This window comes from Serratia sp. YWN4, assembly GCF_055790845.1.
In genome coordinates, this window is the sequence record NZ_CM147696.1 from 258,432 (window position 1) to 282,450 (window position 24,019).

A 24,019-nucleotide genomic window follows, 5' to 3' on the forward strand; every position below is an offset into this window, starting at 1 on the left:
AGGCTTGAGAGACGCTTAAAATCGCCATCATAAAATATAAAAATATGAATATCACCATAGCTTCCTGCTGGGAATATTCTTGCAAATAAGTGACGTCATTGAAAATAGGTTTTACTGTATTTCAGTAAATTCAGAATATAAAACCAAAAACGATTAAAAAAATATGCCGTTCAAAACCAATAGATCGTATAGAAGTACATATTAGAATAATTAACTTAGTTGTGTTAATATTTTGGATTTTAAGATCGAAAATGGTTTGATTTTCCATATAATCAACACGATTTATTTGCTTAAATCGCTTTGTTCAGGTGGTTTTATTCTGGTTTTTATAATGGGGTGATGATTTTTAACTTTATGTTTTTTATGGCAATATTTTGTTTTTTATAATGTTGATTATATATGATAATAGATTGTGGCCTGGCGGTGTTTTAACAATAAACTAACATTTGTAATGGTGGTTTTTGTTATTCTGATTTTTGTCATAAAAAGCTGTTTTTTAACCATTTTCAGGTTTAGGATTTTTCTGTAATTATGCTATTTCTCAACCCCTTATTTAGGGGTTCTCTGTCGTTATTAATTCAATGGGAATGCTCTTTTATTATGGGTGATAAATTCGTGAACTTAGGCTTGGTACGTGCGTTTAGCATCGTTTTAATAACCATTAAAAAAGTGTGAATTAATTTAATTAACCACGATGGATAATAATCTGTGCAAAAAAAATCACAGAAAACTCTCAGTTAATGAGTCGGTGAGGCGTGCGGATTATGCTTCTATAAATAGAGTCGGGTTTCTGAGCGGTATTAGTCGGTAAAACGTTCGGGAATGCGGTCTCTGTATTGAGAGAGAGCAGTGGGTCACCACCGTTTAGCCAATTGAGAGAACCGTTATGTCACTATTGATGAAGGTGGTAACCAGCTGTTGCCGAGCAAGAGAGGATTTCATCGATAGCCTGCGTATGGGTGCCGCATAGAGATGCTTAAAAGTCACGATTGGGAGAACACTATGGGGAAAACAGCCATCAAATATGAACTCAAAAAACGGCATATGCTAAAGGTGTTACAAGATTTGTGTTCGCTGCACATGGCGCCAGGAGAGTTGCAAGCTCTGCCGCCGCCGGAACTGTGGCCGAAAACGCGGGAACTGGCAGACCGGTGTGGCGAGAACATCTATGTGGCGCGCACGCTGCTCCTGGCGCTAGAGAAAGAGGGCAAGGTTCACTGCACTCATCGCAGCATCAATAACTCATTGCGTTGGTACATTTGCACTGAATAGAAAGTGATATACCCGTCATACTTCAAGTTGCATGTGCGTTAGCTGCACTTGCTCACGCTGATCACATAGTTATCTATGCTCCTAGGGCTTCTTAAGTTTGTCGCGTTACTCGGCCCAAGTCTGGGCCTCGCCCCTTCGGAGCCAGCAACTCGAATTATTTAGGGTATAGCTTGGCTGTCGCTTGCAAGATGAAAGGTATAATGGGTAATCCTGTAAAAAACTGGAGCCACCATGCAGGGCAGTAACGACATACTGGTATTGGATGATATCCATTATCAAATTGGGAATGTGACTATTCTGGATTCCGTCTCTTTCACGCTGAAACCGAGCGAATTCAAGCTGATTGCCGGGCCTTCAGGGTGTGGGAAAAGTACGCTGCTAAAAATTGTCTCTTCTTTAATCAGCCCGACTCGCGGCTGCATTCTGTTTGACGGTCAATCGATCAATGATATTGCGCCAGAAGAGTATCGCAAACAGGTGTCTTACTGTTTCCAGACGCCATCGCTGTTCGGTGCCACGGTCTATGACAACCTCGCGCTGCCTTACCAAATTCGTAAACTGAAGCCGGATGAACAGAAAATGCAGCGGGATCTTGAGCGCCTTGCTTTGCCTGGCAGTATGTTGAAAAAAGGGATTAACGAGTTATCTGGCGGTGAGAAACAGCGTATTTCCCTGATTCGTAACCTGCAGTTTATGCCCAAGGTATTGCTGCTGGATGAAATCACCAGCGCGTTGGATGAGGATAACAAGCGTAACGTCAATACACTGATCCACCAGTTGGTGGCTGAGCAGGGGCTGACCGTGCTGTGGGTAACGCACGATCGAGATGAAATCAGCCACGCAGACGATGTGATTACCCTGCCGGTAAACCGCGCTAATACTCAGGAGAGCACCGATGAATCAGCCTAGCATTACCAATGAGTCATTGGGGCTTTCGATGGTTTTGGTGGTTGTCACCATTTTGATCAGCCACAGAGAAAAGCTGGCGTTAGAAAAAGAGATTATCTGGAGCATGTGCCGCGCGGTGGTGCAACTGATCATCGTCGGTTATGTGCTGAAGTATCTTTTTGATTTAAATAATGAAATCCTGACTGTGCTGATGGTGTTGTTTATCTGCTTCAATGCGGCTTACAACGCGCAAAAGCGCAGCAAATATATCGATCACGCGTTTGCCATCTCGTTGATTGCCATTACCACTGGGGCGGTGCTGACGCTGGTGGTGTTGGTGTTAACCCGCGCCATCACCTTTACGCCGATGCAGGTGATCCCCATCTCCGGCATGATCGCCGGTAACGCCATGGTGGCCGTAGGGCTGTGTTACAACAATCTGGGGCAGCGTTTTAACAGCGAGCAGCAGAAAATCCAGGAAATGCTCAGCCTGGGGGCCTCCCCCAAGTTTGCCTCTGCGGCGCTGATCCGTGACAGCATCCGTGCTTCGCTGATCCCCACGGTGGATTCGGCCAAAACCGTCGGTCTGGTGAGCCTGCCGGGGATGATGTCGGGGCTGATCTTTGCCGGTATCGATCCGGTAAAGGCGATCAAATACCAGATTATGGTGACCTTTATGCTGCTTTCCACCGCCAGCCTGTCGACCATCATTGCCTGCTATTTGGCGTATCGGAAGTTCTACAATTCGCGTAAGCAATTGCTGGTGGAGCGGTTGAAATAAAGGGAGCGCAGATGGCTGTGATATCTACAGATATGCCAGCCATCAAAACAGAGTAATGCGGTTTGCGTTCTAACTACACCTTGATGCTCGGTTTTCGGCGACTAAATTGTACATCACGCTGAACTTGCACGGTTGCATTGGTCGAACCAATGGCGAGTTCAGAGTCTCTTTGCAGTCCAGAATTGCCCATATCAATCCTGCAACAGCGCAATACTTTGGCGGATCTCGCGCTCAATATCCTGTTCCGTCCATGTATCCAACTGCGAAGAGAAGGGTTCGAAAGCATAGAGCCCGCGATAACCCAAACGCTCCAGGTTCTGCACCTGCGTTTTACTCTTCAAGCGATCCTTATTACTCAGCATAATGCGTTGCTCATCGCTCAACGCACTTTTGTTCATCGGATCTTCCACACCGGAAAGATGCACCAGACCAATTTGCTCGACCTGAACCTGCGTATCGAAGTCCGCCTGACTCACCTCGCTCAGGTAGTGATGAAAGGTGTCCAGCACCATTTTATAGGGGGCAGCAGAATCGCGGATTAGCGCCTGGGTCAGTAGCGAAGAGCGCAGAGAACTGATGCCGAAACCCAAGGGTTCGACGTAACCCGCAACATCGTATTGCTTGAACAGCGGTGCCAGCAGTTGCAGTGATTCCAGCGTATCTTCGCGCTTTTGTGCCTCGCTGCGGCGATCGCCCGCGTTGCAGTTGGGGCACAGCACCACTGCCCGGCAGTGGAGGGTTTTTGCCTGCGCCAATAGGGTTTCGGTTCTGGCCAACAGCGCAGCTTTATCTGCCAACAGGTTGAATTGCCCAAGGGCGTTGATGGTGACGATCTCAATCCCGTATTCGGCGGCTAGCGCGTTGGTCTGCTCATAGCTCAGATGGTCGGTGACGCTGCCGCTCGGCATATCGTTGCGCAACTCAACCTTGTTGAGCCCGCACCTTTTTACCAGGCGGAAGAAACTTTCCAGGTTGAGCTTGGGGGCAATCTTACGGTTGATGCAAAAACGTTCTAAGGCAATGGCCATCCTGTTTTACTCCTGTATGTAACGGGGATTCGCGCAACTTGCTGCTGCACTCCGGGCTTCTATCCAATCTTTAAAAAGAATATTTATTTCATATTTATATTAATTTGAAATTTTATTGTTTGATCGGGTTCAAGAAATCAGCAAGACACTAGCGGGTAAAACGAGCTTTAACCGAAGGGGTGACTAAGATTTGCGATGCTCCGCGCTAAAATTAAATTTTCTAAAATAATTTATTTGAAATATATTTTTCATTGAAATAGAGTCCTTAGCATATGGGTAGGATTTCGCCTGTCTGTCGCAGCGCGGACTTAAAGAGGGTGGGGAGATGAAAACTGTAGGTAACTTTATTGGCGGGCAGGTGTGCCTGAGCAGCAGTAGCCAAACCGCGGACGTACACAACCCGGCCACCGGTCAGGTTGAACGCCGCGTTACGCAAAGCACCGCCGCCGAGGTGAAACTGGCGATTGATGTCGCTCATCAGGCATTCAGTGATTGGTCGCGCACCACGCCGCTGCGCCGGGCGCGCATCATGTTCAATTTCAAAACCTTGCTGGAGCAACATCGTGAAGAGTTGGCGCAGATGATCGTCAGCGAACACGGCAAGGTCTACTCCGATGCGCAGGGTGAACTGACGCGCGGGATCGAGGTGGTGGAGTTTGCCTGCGGTATTCCGCATCTGATCAAAGGGGAATATTCAGCGGATGTAGGAACCGGCGTCGACAGTTTTTCACTGATGCAGCCGCTGGGCGTGGTGGCGGGGATCACCCCGTTCAACTTCCCGGCGATGGTGCCGATGTGGATGTTCCCGATCGCGCTGGTTTGCGGCAACACCTTTATACTGAAACCGCCTGCGCTGGTGCCTTCCGCCTCGGTTCGCCTGGCGCAACTGCTGCAAGAAGCCGGGCTGCCGGATGGGGTATTCAACGTGGTGCACTGTGCTAACGAAGAAGCTGCGCAGTTGTGTACCGAGCCGCGTATTCAGGCGGTGAGTTTTGTCGGGTCGTCCACCGTGGCTGAACAGGTTTACACCACCGCCAGCGCCCACGGCAAACGCGTGCAGGCGTTTGGTGCGGCGAAGAATCAGGCCATCGTGATGCCGGATGCCGATCTGGATGCCACGGTCAATGCCCTGATGGGCGGCGCATTTGGCTCTGCTGGTGAGCGTTGTATGGCCCTACCGGTGGCAGTGGTGGTCGGCGATAGCACCGCCGATAAGCTGATCGCCAGGCTCAAACCGCTGATTACCCAGTTGCGCGTTGGCCCAGGCATGCAGCAGGGCGGAGAAGAAAACGAAATGGGGCCGCTGGTTTCATCGGCTCACCAGAAAAAAGTGCTGGGGTATATCGATCTCGGTGTGCAAGAGGGGGCCACGCTGGTGGCCGATGGCCGCAATTATCAGGTGCCAGGCTATCCGCAGGGGTATTACGTGGGTGGCACGTTGTTCGACCATGTCACGCCGAACATGCGTATCTACCGTGAAGAGATCTTCGGGCCGGTGCTGGGCATTGTGCGCGTACCGGATTATCAGACCGCCATCGACACGGTAAACAGCCATGAATTCGGTAACGGCAGCGCGATTTTTACCAGCAGCGGCCACTATGCCCGCCAGTTTGTGCAAGAAGTGCAGGCCGGAATGGTGGGGGTCAACGTGCCAGTACCGGTGCCGATGGCTTTTCATAGCTTTGGCGGCTGGAAGCGCTCGGTATTCGGCGCGCTTAACGTACACGGCACCGACGGCGTGCGATTCTATACTCGTATGAAAACCGCCACCGCCCGTTGGCCAACCGGCCAGCAGACGCTGTCTGAATACAGCATGCCCACGCTGGGGTAATTGAGAGGATAATCACCATGTCTTTATTACTGGCCAAATGCCAGCCGCCGGATGCGCAGGGGCGCATCCAAGCGGTGACGCCAGAGAACGCAGGCTGGCGTTATGTCGGGTTTGAGGTTTATCGCTTGCAGGCCGGGCAATCGCTACAACTGGCAAGTGCGGATCAAGAACTGTGCCTGGTGCTGGTGGCGGGTATTGCCTCGGTAGTGACCCAGCATGCGGAATATCCGCACATCGGCAAACGCATGAGCCCGTTTGAACGCACCCCGCCTTATGCGGTGTATGTTCCGCATCAGGATCGTGTAGAAATCCGGGCTGAAAGCGATCTGGAACTGGCCGTTTGCAGCGCACCGGGCAACGGGCATTTACCTTCACGCTTAATCACCCCGGCAGACGTCGGCGTTGAGCGGCGGGGCAAGGGCCGTAATCAGCGGTTGGTGCATAATATCCTGCCCGATAGCGCCCCTGCCGACAGCCTGCTGGTGGTTGAAGTCTATACCGATGAAGGTAATACCAGTTCCTACCCGAGCCACAAGCACGATCTGGAAGATTCGCCAGATGAAACCTATCTGGAAGAAACCTATTACCACCGCCTTAACCCCGAGCAGGGCTTTTGCCTGCAACGGGTGTATACCGACGATCGTGCGCTGGATGAATGCATGCCGGTCTATAACCGTGATGTGGTGAAAGTACCGCGCGGTTATCACCCGGTGGCGACGTTAGCGGGTTATGACAGTTACTATCTCAACGTGATGGCCGGGCCGGTGCGCCAGTGGAAATTCACCTGGGAAAAGGATCACGCCTGGATTAATAGCGAGAGTTATTCGTTGTAGGAATGGGGGTAGATAGGTTAGTACATACGCTTTCATCTAACCGTTCTTAAAGGTGCCCTGAGGCAGTTTATAGCAGATGTGTAAATAAGCCCCTGAAACCATGCAGGGGCATTTTTCTAGCTTAACGAGCAAAATATCAAAAAGCATTGGTGCGATATCGCAGTGAACCCACTAATCTATCCCAGATTTCAATCATCTGGGACTCGCTGTATTGGGTTCTATTATATTCACTGTTTAACCCAATCTTGAGCCAGGGTTTAGTTGAAGTAGCAATTTCTTCGTTAGCGTAAAATGTAAAATCATAGATAGAAATCGTTTCTTCTTTACCCGTCTCCGGATTGTTGAACTCTTTCTTGCCGCCAAATAGCCATTCTTGTGACGGTATTCCTCCGGGTGACAGTTTTCCCTTTTTGATCGTGTGTTTGTTAGACCCCACTAAAGCCTCGTCAATCTTAGCACTTCGACTTAGTAGGGTATCATTTGAACCTGAAAAGGTCGTATCAGTACGGACGCCAAAAGTAAAATCCTCATTTTCATAACGGAATGTGATTTTTTCGCTATGTTTCCCCCCATCATCCTTGATAAACCCATTTGGAATACAGAGACCCTTATCTGTCGGGATCTCTTCGTCCTTACGACCACTTAATCTCGTAATTAACGATTGCAATGCGGCCAGTTTAGCCGGTTTTGTATTCATTTCTGCTTCTGTAAAGCCAGCATTCACATACGTTTTTTTCCTTTCTATGTATTTAGGGGAAGACAAATCCAAAATTTCCGTTGTAATAATGAATGCCACGCTATTCACATAAACATGAGCTTCTAATACCCTGCCTAAATCATCATCCCCTGATATATTTCTATCGAAAATAACACCTTTATCGTTAGGTAGGGGGATCACTTCTTTTAAAAATGGGGCATTCTCAGGGGAATTACCCGGTTTATTAATGGCTTCCCGTAACTCCTTTTCCCGCAGCATTACCCTCTGCCGGAAGGCAGGTGCATAAATCGGTTTACTCTCAATTTTAAAATCATCAATAAAGACCATATCCCTGAGTTGGTTATTGAATGATTCAGGGACATCAATAAGGTACCGACCAATACACTGCGGTTTTGTGTTTGTAAATAATGCCTCTATCATTTTATCATTTTTCTGAGCTAATGCTGATGCCTGCATTCCCTGAGCAAAAAAGACCATACTGGCTATGATGATGGCTAACGTTTTGAATCTATTATATATCCTTTTCCCAATTAGCATGATGAAGGTTCCTCCTGAACCATTTTTACCCCCTGAGATGTGGTCCTGCTCGTTTTATAAAAAATAAGTTGGACGATCGTTTAAACAAGCCCCTGAAGCCGCACAGGGGCATTTTTCTAGCTTAACAAACAGCATATCAAAATGCATTAGGGCGGTATCGCAGTGAGCCCACTAATCTATCCCAGATTTCAATCATCTGAGCATCAGTATAACGAGTGTTTTTATACGCACTGCTTAGCTCTATATTTAACCACGGCTCTGTTGATGTTGCGCTAGCTTCATTCGCGTAGAAAGTGAAATCGTAGATAGGAGCCGTTTCATTTTTGCTCGTATCTGTACCTTCAAACTCCTGTTTTCCACCGAATAACCATTCCTGTGAGGGTATTCCTCCGGGAGACAGTTCACCTTTTTTAATCGTATATTTTTTAGAACCAACGAGAGCTTCATTGATCTGTGCGCTTCGACTCAATAGTGTGTCCTTTGAACCTAACATAGTATTGTCCATCTCAGCGCCAAAAGTAAAATCCTCATTTTCATAACGGAATGTGATTTTTTCGCTATGTTTCCCCCCATCATCCTTGATAAACCCATTTGGAATACAGAGGCCTTTATCTGTCGGGATCTCTTCGTCCTTACGACCACTTAATCTCGTAATTAACGATTGCAATGCGGCCAGTTTAGTGGGTTTTGTATTGGTGTCTGCCTCCGTGAATCCTCTACTCAAGTATTTGGCTTTTTTCTCCTGATGTTTGGGATCTGAAAAGTCGCGTATATCTGTTGTTATGATAAATGCTACCCCGTTTACATAAACGTGCGCTTCCAGTTGTCGATATATATCAGGAGAGCCAGGCTCGTTATGGTCGAAAATAACCCCTTTGTTTTCTGGGAGATGAATTACTTCTTTTAAAAATGGAGCGTACTCAGCGTTGTTCCCTGGATTATTGATTGCCTCACGTAGTGCCTGTTCCCGAAGTGTTATCCTCTGCCGGAAGGCAGGCGCATAAATCAGCTTACTCTCAATTTTAAAGTCATCAATAAAGACCATATCCCTGAGTTGGTTATTGAATGACTCAGGAACATCAATAAGGTATCGACCAATACACTGCGGTTTTGTGTTTGTAAATAATGCCTCTATCATTTTATCATTTTTCTGAGCTAATGCTGATGCTTGCATTCCCTGAGCAAAAAAGATCATACTGGCCATGATGATGGCTAACGTTTTGAATCTATTATATATCCTTTTCCCAATTAACATGGTGAAGGTTCCTCCTGAACCATTTTTATCCCCTGAGATGTGGTCCTGCTCGAATAAGTTGGACGATCGTTTAAACAAGCCCCTGAAGCCGCACAGGGGCATTTTTCTAGCCTAACGAACAGCATATCAAAAAGCATTGGTGCGATATCGCAGTGAACCCACTAATCTATCCCAGATTTCAATCATCTGAGCATCAGTATAACGAGTGTTTTTATACGCACTGCTTAGCTCTATATTTAACCACGGCTTTGTTGATGTTGCGCTAGCTTCATTCGCGTAGAAAGTGAAATCGTAGATAGGAGCCGTTTCATTTTTGCTCGTATCTGTACCTTCAAACTCCTGTTTTCCACCGAATAACCATTCCTGTGAGGGTATTCCTCCGGGAGACAGTTCACCTTTTTTAATCGTATATTTTTTAGAACCAACGAGAGCTTCATTGATCTGTGCGCTTCGACTCAATAGTGTGTCCTTTGAACCTAACATAGTATTGTTCATCTCAGCGCCAAAAATAAAGTCGCTATTTTCATATCTGAAAGTCAGCTTTTCACTATGTTGTCCCCCATCATCCTTGATAAACCCATTTGGAATACAGAGGCCTTTATCTGTCGGGATCTCTTCATCTTTACGACCATTTAATCTTGCAATTAACGATTGCATCGCGGCCAGCTTGGCGGGTTTTGTATTGGTGTCTGACTCTGTAAATCCAGAATTTAAATAAGATTTTTTTTCCTCAATATATTTCTGTGCAGACAAGTCCAAAATTTCCGTCGTAATAATGAACGCTATACTATCCACATAAACATGAGCCTCTAATTTTCGAAATGAATCATCAGAACCTGATTTGTTACTATCAAAAATAATGCCTTTATCATTAGGTAGGGGGATCGCTTCTTTTAAAAATGGGGCATTCTCAGGGGAATTACCCGGTTTATTAATGGCTTCCCGTAACTCCTTTTCCCGCAGCATTACCCTCTGCCGGAAGGCAGGTGCATAAATCGGTTTACTCTCAATTTTAAAATCATCAATAAAGACCATATCCCTGAGTTGGTTATTGAATGATTCAGGGACATCAATAAGGTATCGACCAATACAGTGCGGTTTTGTGTTTGTAAATAATGCCTCTATCATTTTATCATTTTTCTGAGCTAATGCTGATGCTTGCATTCCCTGAGCAAAAAAGACCATACTGGCTATGATGATGGTTAACGTTTTGAATCTATTATATATCCTTTTCCCAATTAGCATGGTGAAGGTTCCTCCTGAACCATTTTTATCCCCTGGGATGTGGTCCTGCTCGTTTTATAAAAAATAAGTTGGACGATCGTTTAAACAAGCCCCTGAAGCCGCACAGGGGCATTTTTCTAGCTTAACGAACAGCATATCAAAATGCATTAGGGCGGTATCGCAGTGAACCCACTAATCTATCCCAGATTTCAATCATCTGGGACTCGCTGTATTGGGTTCTATTATATTCACTGTTTAACCCAATCTTGAGCCAGGGTTTAGTTGAAGTAGCAATTTCTTCGTTAGCGTAAAATGTAAAATCATAGATAGAAATCGTTTCTTCTTTACCCGTCTCCGGATTGTTGAACTCTTTCTTGCCGCCAAATAGCCATTCTTGTGACGGTATTCCTCCGGGTGACAGTTTTCCCTTTTTGATCGTGTGTTTGTTAGACCCCACTAAAGCCTCGTCAATCTTAGCACTTCGACTTAGTAGGGTATCATTTGAACCTGAAAAGGTCGTATCAGTACGGACGCCAAAAGTAAAATCCTCATTTTCATATCTGAAAGTCAGCTTTTCACTATGTTGTCCACCATCATCCTTGATAAACCCATTTGGAATACAGAGGCCTTTATCTGTCGGGATCTCTTCGTCCTTACGACCACTTAATCTCGTAATTAACGATTGCAATGCGGCCAGTTTAGCCGGTTTTGTATTCATTTCTGCTTCTGTAAAGCCAGCATTCACATACGTTTTTTTCCTTTCTATGTATTTAGGGGAAGACAAATCCAAAATTTCCGTTGTAATAATGAATGCCACGCTATTCACATAAACATGAGCTTCTAATACCCTGCCTAAATCATCATCCCCTGATATATTTCTATCGAAAATAACACCTTTATCGTTAGGTAGGGGGATCACTTCTTTTAAAAATGGGGCATTCTCAGGGGAATTACCCGGTTTATTAATGGCTTCCCGTAACTCCTTTTCCCGCAGCATTACCCTCTGCCGGAAGGCAGGTGCATAAATCGGTTTACTCTCAATTTTAAAATCATCAATAAAGACCATATCCTTAAGTTGGTTGTTGAATGATTCAGGGACATCAATAAGGTACCGACCAATACATTGTGGTTTTGTGTTTGTAAATAATGCGTCTATCACCGGATTTTCCTTTTGTTTATATGCTGCCTGTGCTTGCTGAGTAGAAAAAACCATACCCACTACGACAATAGCTAGCAGATTGCATAGATTCTTCATTCGGAGTTTGATTAACATGGAGAAGGGATCTCCTGAACCATTTTTACAATTGCCCTTAGCGTAAACTTAATCGCAGGGCTGAAATTGGCATAGTTCATATCCTTAACCGCATACGCATTCTGATGATCAACGTTGGTTGCCAACACGCTTTTAATTGCACTATGTGTTTTAATAATTGCTAACGACTCTACCGGGACGGTGCCATCGCCTGCGGTTTTCGACGAGACTAGTTCGTATTTCTGGGAGCGGTTATAGGGTAATTTAATTTCCTTATGGGTATTGGGCAATTCTCCACTGTTGATCGGTGACATGGTTTTATTCCATGCCAATGCACCATCCGACTTGATCTCTTTACCATAAAAAACATAGCTATTAGGATGGTATTGACCTTTCTCTAGCTCAGCAATAAATTTGCGAACAGGTCTATCAACTAACCTCACAAAATAATTCCAATTACCGTCAATAACCGGCTTATCGTTATCAATAATATCTGGCTCGTAAAGCCGATATAATTCATTCGTCGATAAATAAATCTCGCTGAACGGATCGCCAGTCTTCGGCAGTTTTAAATCTTTACCTTCGGTATCGCCACCCTTTATCGTCAACCAGGAGTTACCGTTCATATATTTCGGTGAAGGTAATAACTGTAGCGCCGCCGGTGCCCGCGCCAGCACCGGCATCAGCTCCTTGGCCGTCGCGCCTAGTACTTTTCCAGCGAGTCCTTCTTGTTTCGCGCCGATTTTCATACGCCGGTAGGCAGCCGGAGAGCCGAGATCGGGTATTACCCCATGCACAATCCCCAGTATTTTGTCTTTGCAACCCAAAACCTGAGAGGCGTAACGCGCAATCAGCCCGCCCATTGAATGCGTGACTATGATGACTTTTTCTTGACCTGCCGGAAATGCCAGCCCATGGCCATGTTCATGTTTGTATATGCTGAAGATATCATTAATATATTTGGCCAACTCTTCTGCCGACTTTTTATTATCCTGAAGCCAGTTATAGCCAAACACATGAACCGGAAATAGAAACTTGCCGAAGTGCAGTAATTCTTCTGGGGTCATTGCAGATTCGTTATCTGCCCCTAATGTTTCCCCTGCTAAATGATTTAGCACACCTTGTTTATCTTTTGATTTATCCACCGCATGACGCAACATTTTTTGCCAGTCGTCCAGCAATGCGCCCTGGAATACACTTAAAAACTGACCGTAGCTAAAAAATAAAACATCACCCCAGTGCCTTTTTGCTCGCGTTGGGAACAGCTTGCCGTCATCCGAAAATTCAGAATAGAGGTTCTGACTAATTTGCCCCCGCCCATCTACCTTTGTTGTCTCAGGATTTAATAGTTCCCGCCGTTCTTTACCATTTTTATTTGCCCATTCTAAATATGTACCTGCCGGGCTGTCTCCTCGCCAAATAGGAAGTTTGGACGTATCATCAGTAGACATCAAATTCGTCCCCATCACTCCAGGGATAAAGATCACCGGAATAATCTTGGTTGGCGGCACGATGCTCCTGGCGATGGCGTTTTTAGATTTAGGCTGAGTCTGAATATCATCCCAAAATACTTTTCCGTTATCTGTCCATTTCGGGAGGTGATAGGAAATGTATTCACTCTCGTTCGTAGCTGATGGATCCTTTATCGCGTCACTCATTTACCGTTTTCCTTATCGGGTTTATTGCTAAATAATTTAACTCAATTCACGATAAATAACAGCAGATGTGGCAAGGACGGTTTGCAGGGCTCTGCCTTGAGCCCTGCAATGGCCGTTTAGGGGATTCGCGGCCAGTGACACCAAAACGTTATCTACAGGGGATCGCCCGCCGTAAGGGCTGTATTGATAGAGTCTCGGGCTAAAACTACCCCCTACAACTCCTTAGCGTTATTCAGCGCCAGCGACACCGCCAGCGTTTGTGCCAGGCACATCGAGGCTACCTGTGAGCGGAACCCATCAACCTGTGCTTCGCGCACCACAAAGCAGACATCGCTGAAGGCGGCCAGCGGGCTGACCTGGCTGTCGGTAATGGCGATCTGCAATGCACCCTGCTTGGCCCCCAACTCCACCAGTTCGATCGCCTCTTTGGCGTACGGCGAGTAGCTGATGGCGATCACCACGTCTTTGGGCTTCACCATGCTGAGTTGCTCGGTAAACATCCCGCCTAACCCGTCGATCAGGAATGCGCGCCTTTCCAGGTGGCGCAGCGCGTAGGTGAGGTAAGACGCCACGCTGAACGAGCGGCGCAGGCCAATCACATAGATATTTTCCGCGTTATTCAACAGCTCTACCGCCCGATCCAACTGCTCGGCGCTGGTTTGCATCGCGAGCTGTTGCAGCGCCTGCGCGTTAACCATGGTGAAGACGTTGAGGATTTCGGCGGGTTTTTCTGGCGCGACGCTGTCATCGGAAGAGGTTTGGCGGAACAGCCGTGCGCGTTCGGTATAGTTAACCGTTTCTTCCATCAGATGCTGGCGAAAAACCTGTTTCATTTCGTTAAAGCCGCTGAAGCCAAAGGCGCTGGCGAAACGGATCAGGGTAGACGGCGGGACACTGGCCTGTGCGGCGATGGAGGCAACGGTATCGAAAGCAATGCTGTTACTGTTATCCAGAATATAGCGCGCCACCTGTTTTAAACGCTTGCTGAGCGTTTCATAACGGCGGCGGATCTCATCTTGTAACAGCGAAAGTTGAGTTGGGTTATTCATCCATTCGGCTCGCAGTAGGGGGAGGAAGCGTATCGGTGTATACGCCTGAATTATCGGCAGGCCATTCTAACAGATGGAGCGGAAATTTCATTTCATCAAAAAGCGATTTATTCCATCGCAAGCTGCGTTGCCTCACAGAAAATCGGCAAAAAACCCCCTTAAAGCGGCGAAAAGCACCTTAAGGGGAAAAATGGGATCTAGCGAGGAACGGTTTTTCCATCAGGCTGCGGGCGATACTGCCGCCATAGGCCGATCAGCCTCAGGTATTTCTGTTTCACCTGTTCGATTAAGGCGGCATCGTCGATCTCCCCCTGTAGCCAGAGACGGGAAGGGGGGCCAAAGATGGTGCGGCCAACCGCGAACCCTTTCACCCAGCGGGCGTCTGCGGCGGCGGCAAAACCGGCTTGCAGCGTGGCTTCCGGCGCATCCAGCCCCAGGATCAGTACCCCTCGGCAGAACGGATCCTGAGCCTCAATCAGTGCGCCTGCTTGCTGCCAGTGGGCGGCGCTCAGCGGAGGCAGTTTCCACCAGTCGGGCTTGATCTCCAAGCGGTAGAAATGTTCCAGCATAGTCAGATAGTGGCGCTGGTCTTTATCGGCGCTGTTCTCCGGTAAAATCACCTCCAGCAACAGTTCGTGGCCGGATTTGCAGCAGCCGCGATACACCTCGCTAATCCATTCATCCTGCTCACGGCGCAGTTCCGCCGCATCCTGCGGATGATAGAACACCAGGCATTTCACCACATGTTCCTGCGGCCAATCGAGCAACTGTGAGCCGATATTGCCGTGTTCCAGCCGCAATGGGCGCGAACCTGGTTGCTCAACCGGGCGGCCAATCCACCAGCCTTGGCCGGTGATTTCGTTCAGCACCGCCTGGCCGTAGGTGGTATCTGCCAGAATGCCGCTGTTGCCCTTAAGACCGCCTTCTGCCGCCGCTGCCTGCGCCGCGGTTAATAGCAGGGTTTTCAAACGGGGAATACGATCGTGATCAACACCTGCCTGATCTGCCATATCCGCCAACTGCTTACGGTGGTCGAAGGCAAATACGCACAGCTCGGGCCATTGCTGCTTACGCGTGGTCACCCGGTGCAGATGATTCAGGCGCACATCGCGATCCGGGCGCGGCACTTGCTGTTCACGCTGCAAATAGTCATCCAGCTCCAGCTTGGTGGGCATCGCCGGTGCGCAGCCATGGCGCGACACCACCAGCGCGCCGCAGGCATTGGCGTAGCGGCAGGCCTGATCCCAACCTTCGTCATTCAGGTAGCCGCGCAGCAGGCCGGACATAAAGGCATCACCCGCGCCCAGCACGTTGAGCACCTCGACCCGCACGCCGGAGTGCAGTTTCACCTGCTGCCAATCTTCGGCGATCGTCCCTTCAAAGACTGAACAACCCTGTGCCCCGCGTTTGCACACCAGCGTGGCCTGGGTGGTTTTACGCACGTTTTGCAGGGCGGTCAGGGTATCGGTGCTGCCACCGGCAATATGGAACTCTTCTTCGGTGCCGACGATCAGATCGAAATGATGCAGCACCTCTTGCAGTTCGCGGGTAACTTTTTCTGATTCGACAAAGCGGGTTTCACCGTCCCCCAACGAGGTCAGCCCCCACAGCACCGGGCGGTAATCGATGTCCAGCGCGGTGCGCAACCCGTGGTAGCGCGCATACTCCAGTGCTTTCAGCACCGCCGCGCGGGTATTGGGGTGCGAAAGGTGGGTGCCGGTGATCGCCAGCGCTCTGGACGAGGCGAGGTAGCTTTCATCGATATCCTCGGGCGTTAGGGCCATATCGGCGCAGTTTTCGCGGTAAAAAATCAGCGGAAAGGTTTCCTGATCCTTGATGCCGAGGATCACCAACCCGGTCAGGCGCTGTGGGTCGGTGATCAGGTATTGCGTATCGGCCCCAACGCGTTGCAGTTCTTCACGCAGGAAACGGCCCATGTGCTCATCCCCCACGCGGGCCAGCATGCCGGACCTGAGCCCTTGAATCGCCGTACCGTATGCCACGTTGCCGGACGAGCCGCCAAGGTATTTGGCAAAGGTGCTGGCATCTTCCAGGCGTGCGCCAATTTGTTGCGCATAGAAATCGACAGCGATGCGCCCCAGGCAGATGACATCAAGCTGCTTGTGTTGTGTAGCCATACCCGTTTCCTTCTGTATTAAGCGAAGCCCGACTGCGATCCGGTCAAAGCGATGAGTAAATTATGAGGAATAAAAATTTCAATTTCAATATTGAATGAAATTTAAACCCCGAAAGTATGAGATGGCTGACAATGGCGTAAAACCGGGCGGAGCGGCAGCTAGACCGCGCTATTGCTGGCCTACGGCGATCGCTGAACAAACCCAAGCCTGACGGGGGTTGCTGGACAATTTGGTGGTAATAGATTGGCGTTTTTTGCATCCTCACGATAAAGAAAATTAATAACCTTATGAATTACAACTATAAATAGGCTTTCTGATTCACTGGTTCTGCGATCCTTATCGCAAAATGAAATATTTTTTCTGTTATTAAATTTTATGGAAAATATATTTGTTTATAATCGATGGCGTTTCAGATTGTTCGATATCGCACGGTTTCTCAGGCCCAGGCATGGCATCCCGTTGCAGGGCACCTACGGATAACGAATCGAAAGGGTGAGTAAATGGGGAAGATCAGGTTAACCATGGCACAGGCGCTGGTCAGATTTCTCGATAACCAGTACCTGTTGGCAGACGGCGTAGAAACCAAGTTCGTCAAAGGCATTTTCGCGATCTTTGGCCACGGTAACGTGCTCGGTCTGGGGCAGGCGCTGGAGCAGGATTGTGGCGATCTGCGGGTGCATCAGGGGCGCAACGAGCAGGGCATGGCGCATGCTGCCACCGGCTTTGCCAAACAGAAACTGCGGCGGCAGATCTATGCCTGCACCTCGTCCGTCGGCCCCGGCGCAGCCAATATGATCACCGCTGCGGCTACTGCCACGGCCAATCGTATTCCGCTACTGCTGCTGCCGGGCGATGTGTTTGCCTCGCGTCAGCCGGACCCGGTATTGCAGCAGATTGAGCAGCCTTACGATCTCAGCATCAGCACCAACGATGCTTTCCGCGCCGTCAGCAAATATTGGGATCGTATTGTGCGCCCAGAGCAATTGATGAGCGCCTGCATCAATGCCATGCGGGTGCTCACCGATCCGGCCGAAACCGGTGCCGTTACGCTGTGTTTACCGCAGGACGTGCAGGGTGAAGCCTACGACTACCCGGATTACTTCTTCCAGAAACAGGTGCATCGCCTCGATCGCCGCCCGGCCAGCACAGGCATGTTGGCTGATGCGTTGGCATTGCTGGCAGGCAAACGCAAACCGCTGCTGATCTGCGGCGGTGGCGCAAAGTATTCCCAAGCTGGGCAGGCGCTGAAGCAGTTTGCCGAGCAGTTTCATATTCCGTTTGCAGAAACCCAGGCCGGGAAAGGCACCATACCTTCCGATCACCCTTATAACCTTGGCGGTATCGGTGAAACCGGCTGCCTGGCGGCCAACATGTTGGCAAAACAGGCCGATGTGGTGATTGGCGTCGGCACCCGTTATAGCGATTTCACCACCTCATCAAAGTGGCTGTTCCAGAATCCGCAGGTGGCTTTCCTCAATATCAACGTCAGCGCGTTTGATGCCGGGAAGCTGGACGCAGTGCAGGTGCTGGCGGATGCGCGTGAAGCGCTGGCTGCCCTGAGCAACGCACTGGCGCAGACGGATTACCGTTCCGGCTGGGGCGATGCTATCCGCAACGCACTCAACGAACAGCAGCAAGAAACTAGGCGCGTCTATCAGGCGACCTATACCGGTGCCGACTTTGTGCCGGAAATCGAAGATGCCCTTGATCGTGAACGCGTATTTGCCGAATTTATCGAAAAAACCGACTCTGTGCTGACCCAAAGCCGGGTGCTGGGCGTGTTGAATCAGCACCTGCCGCCAGACAGCATCATTGTGGCCGCTGCCGGTAGCCTGCCGGGTGACCTACAGCGCGTCTGGCAAAACCGCAGTGAGCACGGTTATCACGTGGAATACGGTTACTCCTGCATGGGTTACGAAGTTAACGCCGCGCTGGGCGTCAAGCTCGCCGAACCGCAGCGTGAAGTGTATGCCATGGTGGGTGATGGCGCGTTCATGATGCTGCATTCCGAACTGGTCACCTCGATCCAGGAAGGCTGCAAAATCAACGTGCTGCTGTTCGATAACATGACCAACGGCTGCATCAACAATCTACAAATGGGCAACGGCATGGGCAGTTACACCACCGAATTCCGCTTCCGCAACCCGCAGGGCGGCAAGTTGGATGGCGAACTGGTGCCGGTCAACTTCGCCATGCTGGCGGCAGCCTACGGCTGCAAAACCTATAGCGTTACCAACGAGCAGCAACTGATCGACGCGCTGGCGGAGGCGCGCAAGCAACAGGTTTCTACCCTGCTGGATATCAAAGTGCTGCCCAAAACCATGGTGCATAACTATCTCAGTTGGTGGCGCGTCGGCGGGGCTCAGGTGGCCGAAAATGAAGAGATTGCCGCCGCTGTCCGCAGGCAGCAAGAGAACATCGATAAAGCCCGAGACTACTAATTGCCAGACATTACATCTGCCGTACATAGGCGAGGAGAGCGAGAATGACATTGAATATTGGGGTGATTGGTACTGGAGCCATCGGCAGAGATCATATTCGCCGTTGCAGCAAGGTGTTGCAGGGCAGCCGGATTGTGGCGGTGAATGATATTAACCGTGATAGCGCAGCCAAGGTGGTCAGTGAGCTAAAGCTGGATGCGCAGGTGTACGACAACGGCCACGATCTGATCCGCGCTGCCGATGTGCAGGCGGTGTTGGTCACTTCATGGGGCCCAAGCCATGAAGAGTTTGTGCTGGCGGCGATTGCGGCGGGTAAACCGGTGTTCTGCGAGAAGCCGCTGGCGGTTACCGCGCAGGGCTGTAAAAACATCGTGGAAGCCGAAGCCAAACAGGGCAAGCGATTGGTGCAGGTCGGTTTTATGCGCCCTTACGATCAAGGCTACCGTGCGCTGAAGCAGGTGCTGACCAGCGGCCAGATTGGCGAACCCTTGATACTGCATTGTGCGCACCGTAACCCGACGGTCGGCGAAGCCTACACCACCGATATGGCGATTACCGATACTCTGATCCACGAGATCGACGTGCTGCGCTGGTTGTTGGACGATGATTACGTCTCTGTGCAGGTGGTGTTCCCTCGTAAATCCTCCAAAGCCTATTCACACCTTAAAGATCCGCAGGTTGTGCTGCTTGAAACGGCCAAAGGCACCCGCATCGATGTGGAAATCTTTGTGAACTGCCAGTACGGCTACGACATTCAGTGCGAAATCGTCGGTGAAAGCGGCATTGCCAAGTTACCGGAGCCTTCTTCGGTGCAAATGCGCAGTGGTGCCAGGCTTTCCACCGAGATTCTGACCGACTGGAAAGAGCGCTTTATCGATGCCTATGACGTTGAGCTGCAAGCTTTTATCAACGACGTGCAAACCGGCAGGCTGACCGGCCCTTCCGCCTGGGATGGCTATGCCGCAGCGGTTGCTGCCGATGCCTGTATTGCCGCCCAGCTCAGCGGCGAAATTGTGCCGATCAGGTTGCCTGCCCGCCCTGATTTTTACGGTAAATAAATGGGCCGAGGGTGGCGTAATGCCGGTCAGTTAAGCGCAAAACTGTATAATCATGCGCAATTGCTAAAGGAGTCGCCCCCTTGTATGTTTGTAGTTGATGTAAAAAGATAGGTTGTACCGTGTTCTTACCCGGCGTGGCAGCACGTACGCCCTCTGGGACACCAAGCCCGTGGGAGAGCTTATTGCGCCACGTCGGTTTCATGATGAGCCCGAACAGCTGCCTGGACGACGATGCTGTCAGTCCGTATCACGCAAGGCTGGGAGACATGAGATGAAGCAAAAGACTTACGTCGGTATTGATATCGCCAAAGAGAAGTTCGACGTGTTTATCAACACAGACCATCGTATTGCTCAATTTGACAATACGCCCTCTGGGCATCAGGCGTTAATCACCTTGCTTGAGACCTATGAGGTGGAGCTGATCGCCATGGAGGCTACAGGTAAATATCATGGGCCACTTTGCGCAGCGCTCACGTTGAAGACATTGCCCGTAGCGGTCGTTAATCCTCGGCAGGTCAAGAATTTTGCCCGTGCGTTGGGAAAACGGGCGAAAACAGATACGATAGATGCTGCAGTGTTATGCCGCTTTGCCCAGGCGATAGAGCCGCCAGTGAGGGAACAAAACGATGTTCAAACTCAACGTCTGGCGGGAGTGGTAACGCGGCGGCGTCAGTTGATAGAGATCCGCACAGCGGAGCTTAACAGGCTTGAGGGTGCGTTATACGAGGCCAGCCAATCGATACATGCCCATGTTAATTGGCTGAATCAGCAGATTAGCGATATTGACGATGATATACACCGACAACTGAAGGTGATGCCAGTCTGGCAGGAGAAAGCCAGGTTGCTCGAAGAGGTGAAAGGGTTAGGTAAAGTGACGGTGTCGACGTTACTGGCGTTGTTACCGGAGCTAGGTAAGCTGACACGGCGAGAAATCAGTGCCTTGGTTGGCGTGTGCCCGTACGCCCATGAGAGTGGGAAAATGAAAGGGCAGCGAACGATCTGGGGCGGGCGTTCAGCGGTGAGAGCGGCGCTTTACATGGCAACGTTGTCGGCAACGCGTAGCAATAAGACGATAAAAGAGTTCTATGACAGGCTGGTTGCACGGGGTAAAGCGAAGAAAGTGGCGTTAACAGCATGCATCAGAAAGCTGTTAACGATATTAAACGCGATGCTGCGAGATAATAGGCAATGGGTGACAAATTAATCATCACCCATTGACTTTAAACACAGCTGCTCTCCCTGTGGGCTGTCTCTTATACACAACTCGGCATCTTGCTGTTTTTTAATGTAATTATTTTAAGCCTGTCAATTTTCCGCTCGAAAAAATTATCTTTAAAATCAGCCTGCTATGTTTCTCAAATTGCGGCTATTTGACCGCAATTTGAGATGTGTATAAGAGACAGCCCTGTGGGAGAGGGAACTGGTTAGCCTTAACTGACCGGCATTACCGCAAGTGGCTGGCATTAACCGATTACCGAGGCTGAAAATGAATCAAGAACATGTGAAGTTAGCCATCGCCCCGATTGGCTGGACCAATGACGATCTGCCCGAGTTAGGGCAAGAAAACACCTTCCAGCAGTGCATCAGCGAAATGGCGCTGGCGGGGTTCACCGGTTGTGAGGTGGGCAGTAAATACCCGCGCGACCCAAAAGTGCTGAAACCGATGCTGGATATCCGTGGCATCCAAGTCTGCAATGCCTGGTTCAGCACCTTCTTTGCCGAGGGTTTAAAAGAGAAAACCATCGATGAATTTGTGAACCATATGAATTTCCTGCATGCCATGGGGGCGAAAGTGATCGGTTGTTCTGAACAGAGCCGCAGCATTCAGGGCACCAGCAAAGGGGTGTTTGAAGAAAAACCTTCTTTCAGCGACCAAGAGTGGCAACGCGTCGCCGCAGGCTATAACGAACTGGCGAACATTGCTGCCAGCAAAGGTATGCAGGTGTGCCTGCATCACCATATGGGCACCGGCATTCAGACGGCGGAAGAGATCGACCACTATATGAGTATGGTGAACGATGATGTTTATCTGCTGTTTGATACTGGGCACGCCTACTATTCTGAGGGCAGCCAAAGCGCGATGTTGGCGATCCTGGAAAAATACCTGCCGCGCATCAACCATGTGCATTTGAAAGACGTACGTGATGACGTGGTTGCCGCAGTGAAAGCCAACAGGCTGAGCTTCCTCGATGGCGTGAAGAAAGGCACCTTTACCGTGCCGGGAGATGGGGTGATCGACTTCCGCCCGGTGTTTAAGCTGTTGGACGAAGGTGATTACCGAGGTTGGCTGGTGGTCGAGGCCGAGCAGGATCCGGCGCTTGCTAACCCATTTGAATATGCGCTTAAGGCACGGCGCTATCTGCGTGAAACTGCGGGTCTTTAAGCTCGACGGGGCGCATCATCGCGCCCCGTGATGATCTCAAACCGAACGTAACCGTGCCATATGGTAGGCATCAACCAGTTCGCCGTCGCGGAAGGCAAAGTGGCGGCTGGTGCCTTCAATCTCGAAACCGAATTTGCGGTACAGCGCGATCGCGCTCTGATTATCGGTGAACACCGTTAGCTCAATGCGTTCGATGGCACCCCAGTTGTCGCAAATATCGAGCATCGCTTTCATCAGCGCGCTGCCAATGCCCTGGCCGTGGTAACTGGCATCGACGCAAAGGCCAAAAGTGGCCACATGGCGGCGGCGGATGCGCTGGATAAGTTCTACCGTCAGCTGGCCGACCACCCGCTCATCAATACAGGCCACCAGGCTGTAAGTCCCTGGTTTCAGGTCGGCAATGCGCTGTTGCCAGTGGGCTTTTGACGGTAGCGGCAGTTGTAGCGTGTCACGGTAAACGGCAGGGTGCGAGAACAGTTGATGCAACGCTTCGGCATCTTTATTTTCTACGTGACGAACCACAATCTCGCGCATTATTGCTTCTCCTGTGAGTTTACCTTATTGAATAACCTCTAAAATTATCTGTTTACCCTAGGGAGTCAATATTCTTATTCACTGTTCAAAAAAAACGCTTTACAAGTGCGAATGATAATGATTATTATTAACTCGCGTTCAGGGGAAAGCATCAACCTTTGATACTGTCGCTTGAAGGCACGACATTGCTCACATTGCTTCCAGTGTTTATTTAGCCAGCTCGGGTGCTGGCTTTTTTTTTGCCCAAATTTCCCTGCCTGCCGACTCGTCAATTTATTTGCCACTCCGTTGAACACTCCATCTAATTTTTTGAAGAGAGGAGTGAGATTTTTACGCTTTCTTATTCTGCCGCCAGGGCTAGACTGTAGAAAACGTTGAGGAGAGTTGAATATGATCTATTTACGTAAAGCAGAAGATCGCGGTCATGCCAATCATGGTTGGCTGGATAGCTGGCACAGCTTCTCATTTGCTGACTACTATGATCCTAATTTTATGGGGTTCTCGGCACTGAGGGTGATCAATGAAGATGTGATCGACGCCGGTCAGGGTTTTGGTACCCATCCCCATAAAGATATGGAGATCCTCACCTACATCCTGAGCGGTACGGTGGAGCATCAGGACAGCATGGGGAATAAAGAGCAGATCCATGCCGGTGAGTTTCAGATTATGAGTGCCGGTACCGGGGTACGTCACTCTGAGTACAACGCCAATAACGATCGGCCGCTGCATCTTTATCAGATCTGGATTATCCCAAATCAGGTCGGGTTGGCACCGCGTTATGAGCAGCGCATGTTTGACGCGCCGCAAGGCCGCCAACTGGTACTGTCACCGGATGCTCGCGAAGGCTCATTGAAAGTGTTCCAAGATATGACGCTATCGCGCTGGGCGCTGAAAAAAGAGGAGCAGTCGGTCTACCAGATTCAGGCTGGGCGCCGAGTCTGGATCCAGGTGGTGCGCGGTAATGTCACCATCAACGGCCACAAAGCGGGCACCAGCGATGCGCTGGCCGTGTGGGATGAAGTCGCATTATCGATTCATGCCGACGAAGACAGCGAGATACTGCTGTTCGATCTGCCACCGGTATAATGGAGTAGGGGCCAGCGTGTTGGCCCCTTTTTCTTGCCCGCAGGCCGCGTAAC

At 49.7% G+C, this 24,019-nt stretch carries 19 protein-coding genes; 10 read left to right on the top strand and 9 right to left on the bottom strand.

The annotated features are described in order from the left end of the window. Positions 1-1,002 precede the first annotated feature (1,002 nt). The 3 genes from ACX9GT_RS01200 to fetB all read left to right on the top strand — a co-directional run bounded on the left by ACX9GT_RS01200 (position 1,003) and on the right by fetB (position 2,941). Positions 1,003-1,272, top strand: a complete 270-nt coding sequence (locus tag ACX9GT_RS01200; protein WP_473189467.1) for a FaeA/PapI family transcriptional regulator — start codon at positions 1,003-1,005, stop codon at positions 1,270-1,272. 231 nt (positions 1,273-1,503) lie between these two features. Further along, positions 1,504-2,181: an iron efflux ABC transporter ATP-binding subunit FetA gene (gene fetA, locus ACX9GT_RS01205; protein WP_473189468.1), complete on the top strand. Its 678-nt coding sequence runs from the start codon at positions 1,504-1,506 to the stop codon at positions 2,179-2,181. Continuing rightward, positions 2,168-2,941, top strand: a complete 774-nt coding sequence (fetB, locus tag ACX9GT_RS01210) for an iron efflux ABC transporter permease subunit FetB (protein WP_473189469.1) — start codon at positions 2,168-2,170, stop codon at positions 2,939-2,941. Before fetA ends, fetB begins: the two co-directional genes overlap by 14 nt. A gap of 191 nt (positions 2,942-3,132) precedes the next feature. Here fetB and ACX9GT_RS01215 read toward each other — a convergent pair whose 3' ends face one another. Then, positions 3,133-3,969 (bottom strand): TIM barrel protein, encoded by an 837-nt coding sequence (locus ACX9GT_RS01215; RefSeq protein WP_473189470.1) that lies wholly within the window; start codon positions 3,967-3,969, stop codon positions 3,133-3,135. 325 nt (positions 3,970-4,294) lie between these two features. Between ACX9GT_RS01215 and ACX9GT_RS01220 the strand changes: the two genes are divergently transcribed. Both ACX9GT_RS01220 and iolB read left to right on the top strand, forming a co-directional pair. Continuing rightward, entirely contained in the window at positions 4,295-5,800 is a 1,506-nt protein-coding gene (locus ACX9GT_RS01220) for a CoA-acylating methylmalonate-semialdehyde dehydrogenase (protein ID WP_473189471.1), read from the top strand. A 17-nt stretch (positions 5,801-5,817) separates the two neighbouring features. Then, positions 5,818-6,633, top strand: a complete 816-nt coding sequence (gene iolB, locus ACX9GT_RS01225; protein WP_473189472.1) for a 5-deoxy-glucuronate isomerase — start codon at positions 5,818-5,820, stop codon at positions 6,631-6,633. A 136-nt stretch (positions 6,634-6,769) separates the two neighbouring features. On the opposite strand, the gene ACX9GT_RS01230 is transcribed toward iolB, so the two are convergent. From ACX9GT_RS01230 to ACX9GT_RS01260, 7 genes are all read right to left on the bottom strand, one after another. Beyond that, a complete protein-coding gene (locus tag ACX9GT_RS01230) occupies positions 6,770-7,888 on the bottom strand; it encodes a T6SS immunity protein Tli4 family protein (protein WP_473189473.1) in 1,119 nt (372 codons plus the stop codon). Between the two features lie 136 nt (positions 7,889-8,024). Continuing rightward, complete coding sequence (locus tag ACX9GT_RS01235) at positions 8,025-9,143, bottom strand: T6SS immunity protein Tli4 family protein (protein WP_473189474.1); 1,119 nt, start codon at positions 9,141-9,143, stop codon at positions 8,025-8,027. Positions 9,144-9,269: 126 nt separating this feature from the next. Beyond that, on the bottom strand, positions 9,270-10,388 hold the full coding sequence (locus tag ACX9GT_RS01240) for a T6SS immunity protein Tli4 family protein (RefSeq protein ID WP_473189475.1): 1,119 nt from the start codon (positions 10,386-10,388) through the stop codon (positions 9,270-9,272). Positions 10,389-10,524: 136 nt separating this feature from the next. Continuing rightward, entirely contained in the window at positions 10,525-11,640 is a 1,116-nt protein-coding gene (locus ACX9GT_RS01245) for a T6SS immunity protein Tli4 family protein (RefSeq protein ID WP_473189476.1), read from the bottom strand. Then, positions 11,634-13,277: a lipase family alpha/beta hydrolase gene (locus ACX9GT_RS01250; protein ID WP_473189477.1), complete on the bottom strand. Its 1,644-nt coding sequence runs from the start codon at positions 13,275-13,277 to the stop codon at positions 11,634-11,636. Before ACX9GT_RS01250 ends, ACX9GT_RS01245 begins: the two co-directional genes overlap by 7 nt. Positions 13,278-13,489: 212 nt before the next feature. Continuing rightward, positions 13,490-14,326, bottom strand: coding sequence for a MurR/RpiR family transcriptional regulator (locus tag ACX9GT_RS01255; protein ID WP_473189478.1), 837 nt, complete (start codon positions 14,324-14,326; stop codon positions 13,490-13,492). Positions 14,327-14,523: 197 nt separating this feature from the next. Beyond that, positions 14,524-16,464: a bifunctional 5-dehydro-2-deoxygluconokinase/5-dehydro-2-deoxyphosphogluconate aldolase gene (locus ACX9GT_RS01260; RefSeq protein WP_473189479.1), complete on the bottom strand. Its 1,941-nt coding sequence runs from the start codon at positions 16,462-16,464 to the stop codon at positions 14,524-14,526. 500 nt (positions 16,465-16,964) lie between these two features. On the opposite strand from ACX9GT_RS01260, the gene iolD reads away from it, so the two are divergent. The 4 genes from iolD (at position 16,965) to iolE (ending at position 22,346) form a co-directional block, all read left to right on the top strand. Continuing rightward, a complete protein-coding gene (gene iolD / locus ACX9GT_RS01265) occupies positions 16,965-18,905 on the top strand; it encodes a 3D-(3,5/4)-trihydroxycyclohexane-1,2-dione acylhydrolase (decyclizing) (protein ID WP_473189480.1) in 1,941 nt (646 codons plus the stop codon). A 44-nt stretch (positions 18,906-18,949) separates the two neighbouring features. Beyond that, on the top strand, positions 18,950-19,963 hold the full coding sequence (gene iolG, locus ACX9GT_RS01270; protein ID WP_473189481.1) for a bifunctional inositol 2-dehydrogenase/D-chiro-inositol 1-dehydrogenase: 1,014 nt from the start codon (positions 18,950-18,952) through the stop codon (positions 19,961-19,963). 271 nt (positions 19,964-20,234) lie between these two features. Next, on the top strand, positions 20,235-21,167 hold the full coding sequence (locus tag ACX9GT_RS01275; protein WP_473187475.1) for an IS110 family RNA-guided transposase: 933 nt from the start codon (positions 20,235-20,237) through the stop codon (positions 21,165-21,167). A 282-nt stretch (positions 21,168-21,449) separates the two neighbouring features. Then, the gene (gene iolE / locus ACX9GT_RS01280; protein WP_473189482.1) at positions 21,450-22,346 is read left to right on the top strand and encodes a myo-inosose-2 dehydratase; all 897 of its coding nucleotides are present in this window, start codon (positions 21,450-21,452) and stop codon (positions 22,344-22,346) included. Positions 22,347-22,382: 36 nt separating this feature from the next. Here iolE and ACX9GT_RS01285 read toward each other — a convergent pair whose 3' ends face one another. Then, on the bottom strand, positions 22,383-22,880 hold the full coding sequence (locus ACX9GT_RS01285) for a GNAT family N-acetyltransferase (protein ID WP_473189483.1): 498 nt from the start codon (positions 22,878-22,880) through the stop codon (positions 22,383-22,385). A gap of 390 nt (positions 22,881-23,270) precedes the next feature. Here ACX9GT_RS01285 and ACX9GT_RS01290 point away from each other — a divergent pair, with 390 nt between their 5' ends. Then, a complete protein-coding gene (locus ACX9GT_RS01290) occupies positions 23,271-23,966 on the top strand; it encodes a pirin family protein (protein WP_473189484.1) in 696 nt (231 codons plus the stop codon). Positions 23,967-24,019 lie beyond the last annotated feature (53 nt).

Bases quoted from the DNA above. Each gene is read 5' to 3' on its own strand.
- ACX9GT_RS01260 (WP_473189479.1), bottom strand. From the start codon at position 16,464: ATGGCTACACAACACAAGCAGCTTGATGTCATCTGCCTGGGGCGCATC.
- ACX9GT_RS01220 (WP_473189471.1), top strand. From the start codon at position 4,295: ATGAAAACTGTAGGTAACTTTATTGGCGGGCAGGTGTGCCTGAGCAGC.
- ACX9GT_RS01235 (WP_473189474.1), bottom strand. From the start codon at position 9,143: ATGTTAATTGGGAAAAGGATATATAATAGATTCAAAACGTTAGCCATC.
- fetB (WP_473189469.1), top strand. From the start codon at position 2,168: ATGAATCAGCCTAGCATTACCAATGAGTCATTGGGGCTTTCGATGGTT.
- iolG (WP_473189481.1), top strand. From the start codon at position 18,950: ATGACATTGAATATTGGGGTGATTGGTACTGGAGCCATCGGCAGAGAT.
- iolB (WP_473189472.1), top strand. From the start codon at position 5,818: ATGTCTTTATTACTGGCCAAATGCCAGCCGCCGGATGCGCAGGGGCGC.
- fetA (WP_473189468.1), top strand. From the start codon at position 1,504: ATGCAGGGCAGTAACGACATACTGGTATTGGATGATATCCATTATCAA.
- ACX9GT_RS01290 (WP_473189484.1), top strand. From the start codon at position 23,271: ATGATCTATTTACGTAAAGCAGAAGATCGCGGTCATGCCAATCATGGT.
- ACX9GT_RS01250 (WP_473189477.1), bottom strand. From the start codon at position 13,277: ATGAGTGACGCGATAAAGGATCCATCAGCTACGAACGAGAGTGAATAC.
- iolD (WP_473189480.1), top strand. From the start codon at position 16,965: ATGGGGAAGATCAGGTTAACCATGGCACAGGCGCTGGTCAGATTTCTC.
- ACX9GT_RS01245 (WP_473189476.1), bottom strand. From the start codon at position 11,640: ATGTTAATCAAACTCCGAATGAAGAATCTATGCAATCTGCTAGCTATT.
- ACX9GT_RS01285 (WP_473189483.1), bottom strand. From the start codon at position 22,880: ATGCGCGAGATTGTGGTTCGTCACGTAGAAAATAAAGATGCCGAAGCG.
- ACX9GT_RS01215 (WP_473189470.1), bottom strand. From the start codon at position 3,969: ATGGCCATTGCCTTAGAACGTTTTTGCATCAACCGTAAGATTGCCCCC.
- ACX9GT_RS01275 (WP_473187475.1), top strand. From the start codon at position 20,235: ATGAAGCAAAAGACTTACGTCGGTATTGATATCGCCAAAGAGAAGTTC.
- iolE (WP_473189482.1), top strand. From the start codon at position 21,450: ATGAATCAAGAACATGTGAAGTTAGCCATCGCCCCGATTGGCTGGACC.
- ACX9GT_RS01200 (WP_473189467.1), top strand. From the start codon at position 1,003: ATGGGGAAAACAGCCATCAAATATGAACTCAAAAAACGGCATATGCTA.
- ACX9GT_RS01255 (WP_473189478.1), bottom strand. From the start codon at position 14,326: ATGAATAACCCAACTCAACTTTCGCTGTTACAAGATGAGATCCGCCGC.
- ACX9GT_RS01240 (WP_473189475.1), bottom strand. From the start codon at position 10,388: ATGCTAATTGGGAAAAGGATATATAATAGATTCAAAACGTTAACCATC.
- ACX9GT_RS01230 (WP_473189473.1), bottom strand. From the start codon at position 7,888: ATGCTAATTGGGAAAAGGATATATAATAGATTCAAAACGTTAGCCATC.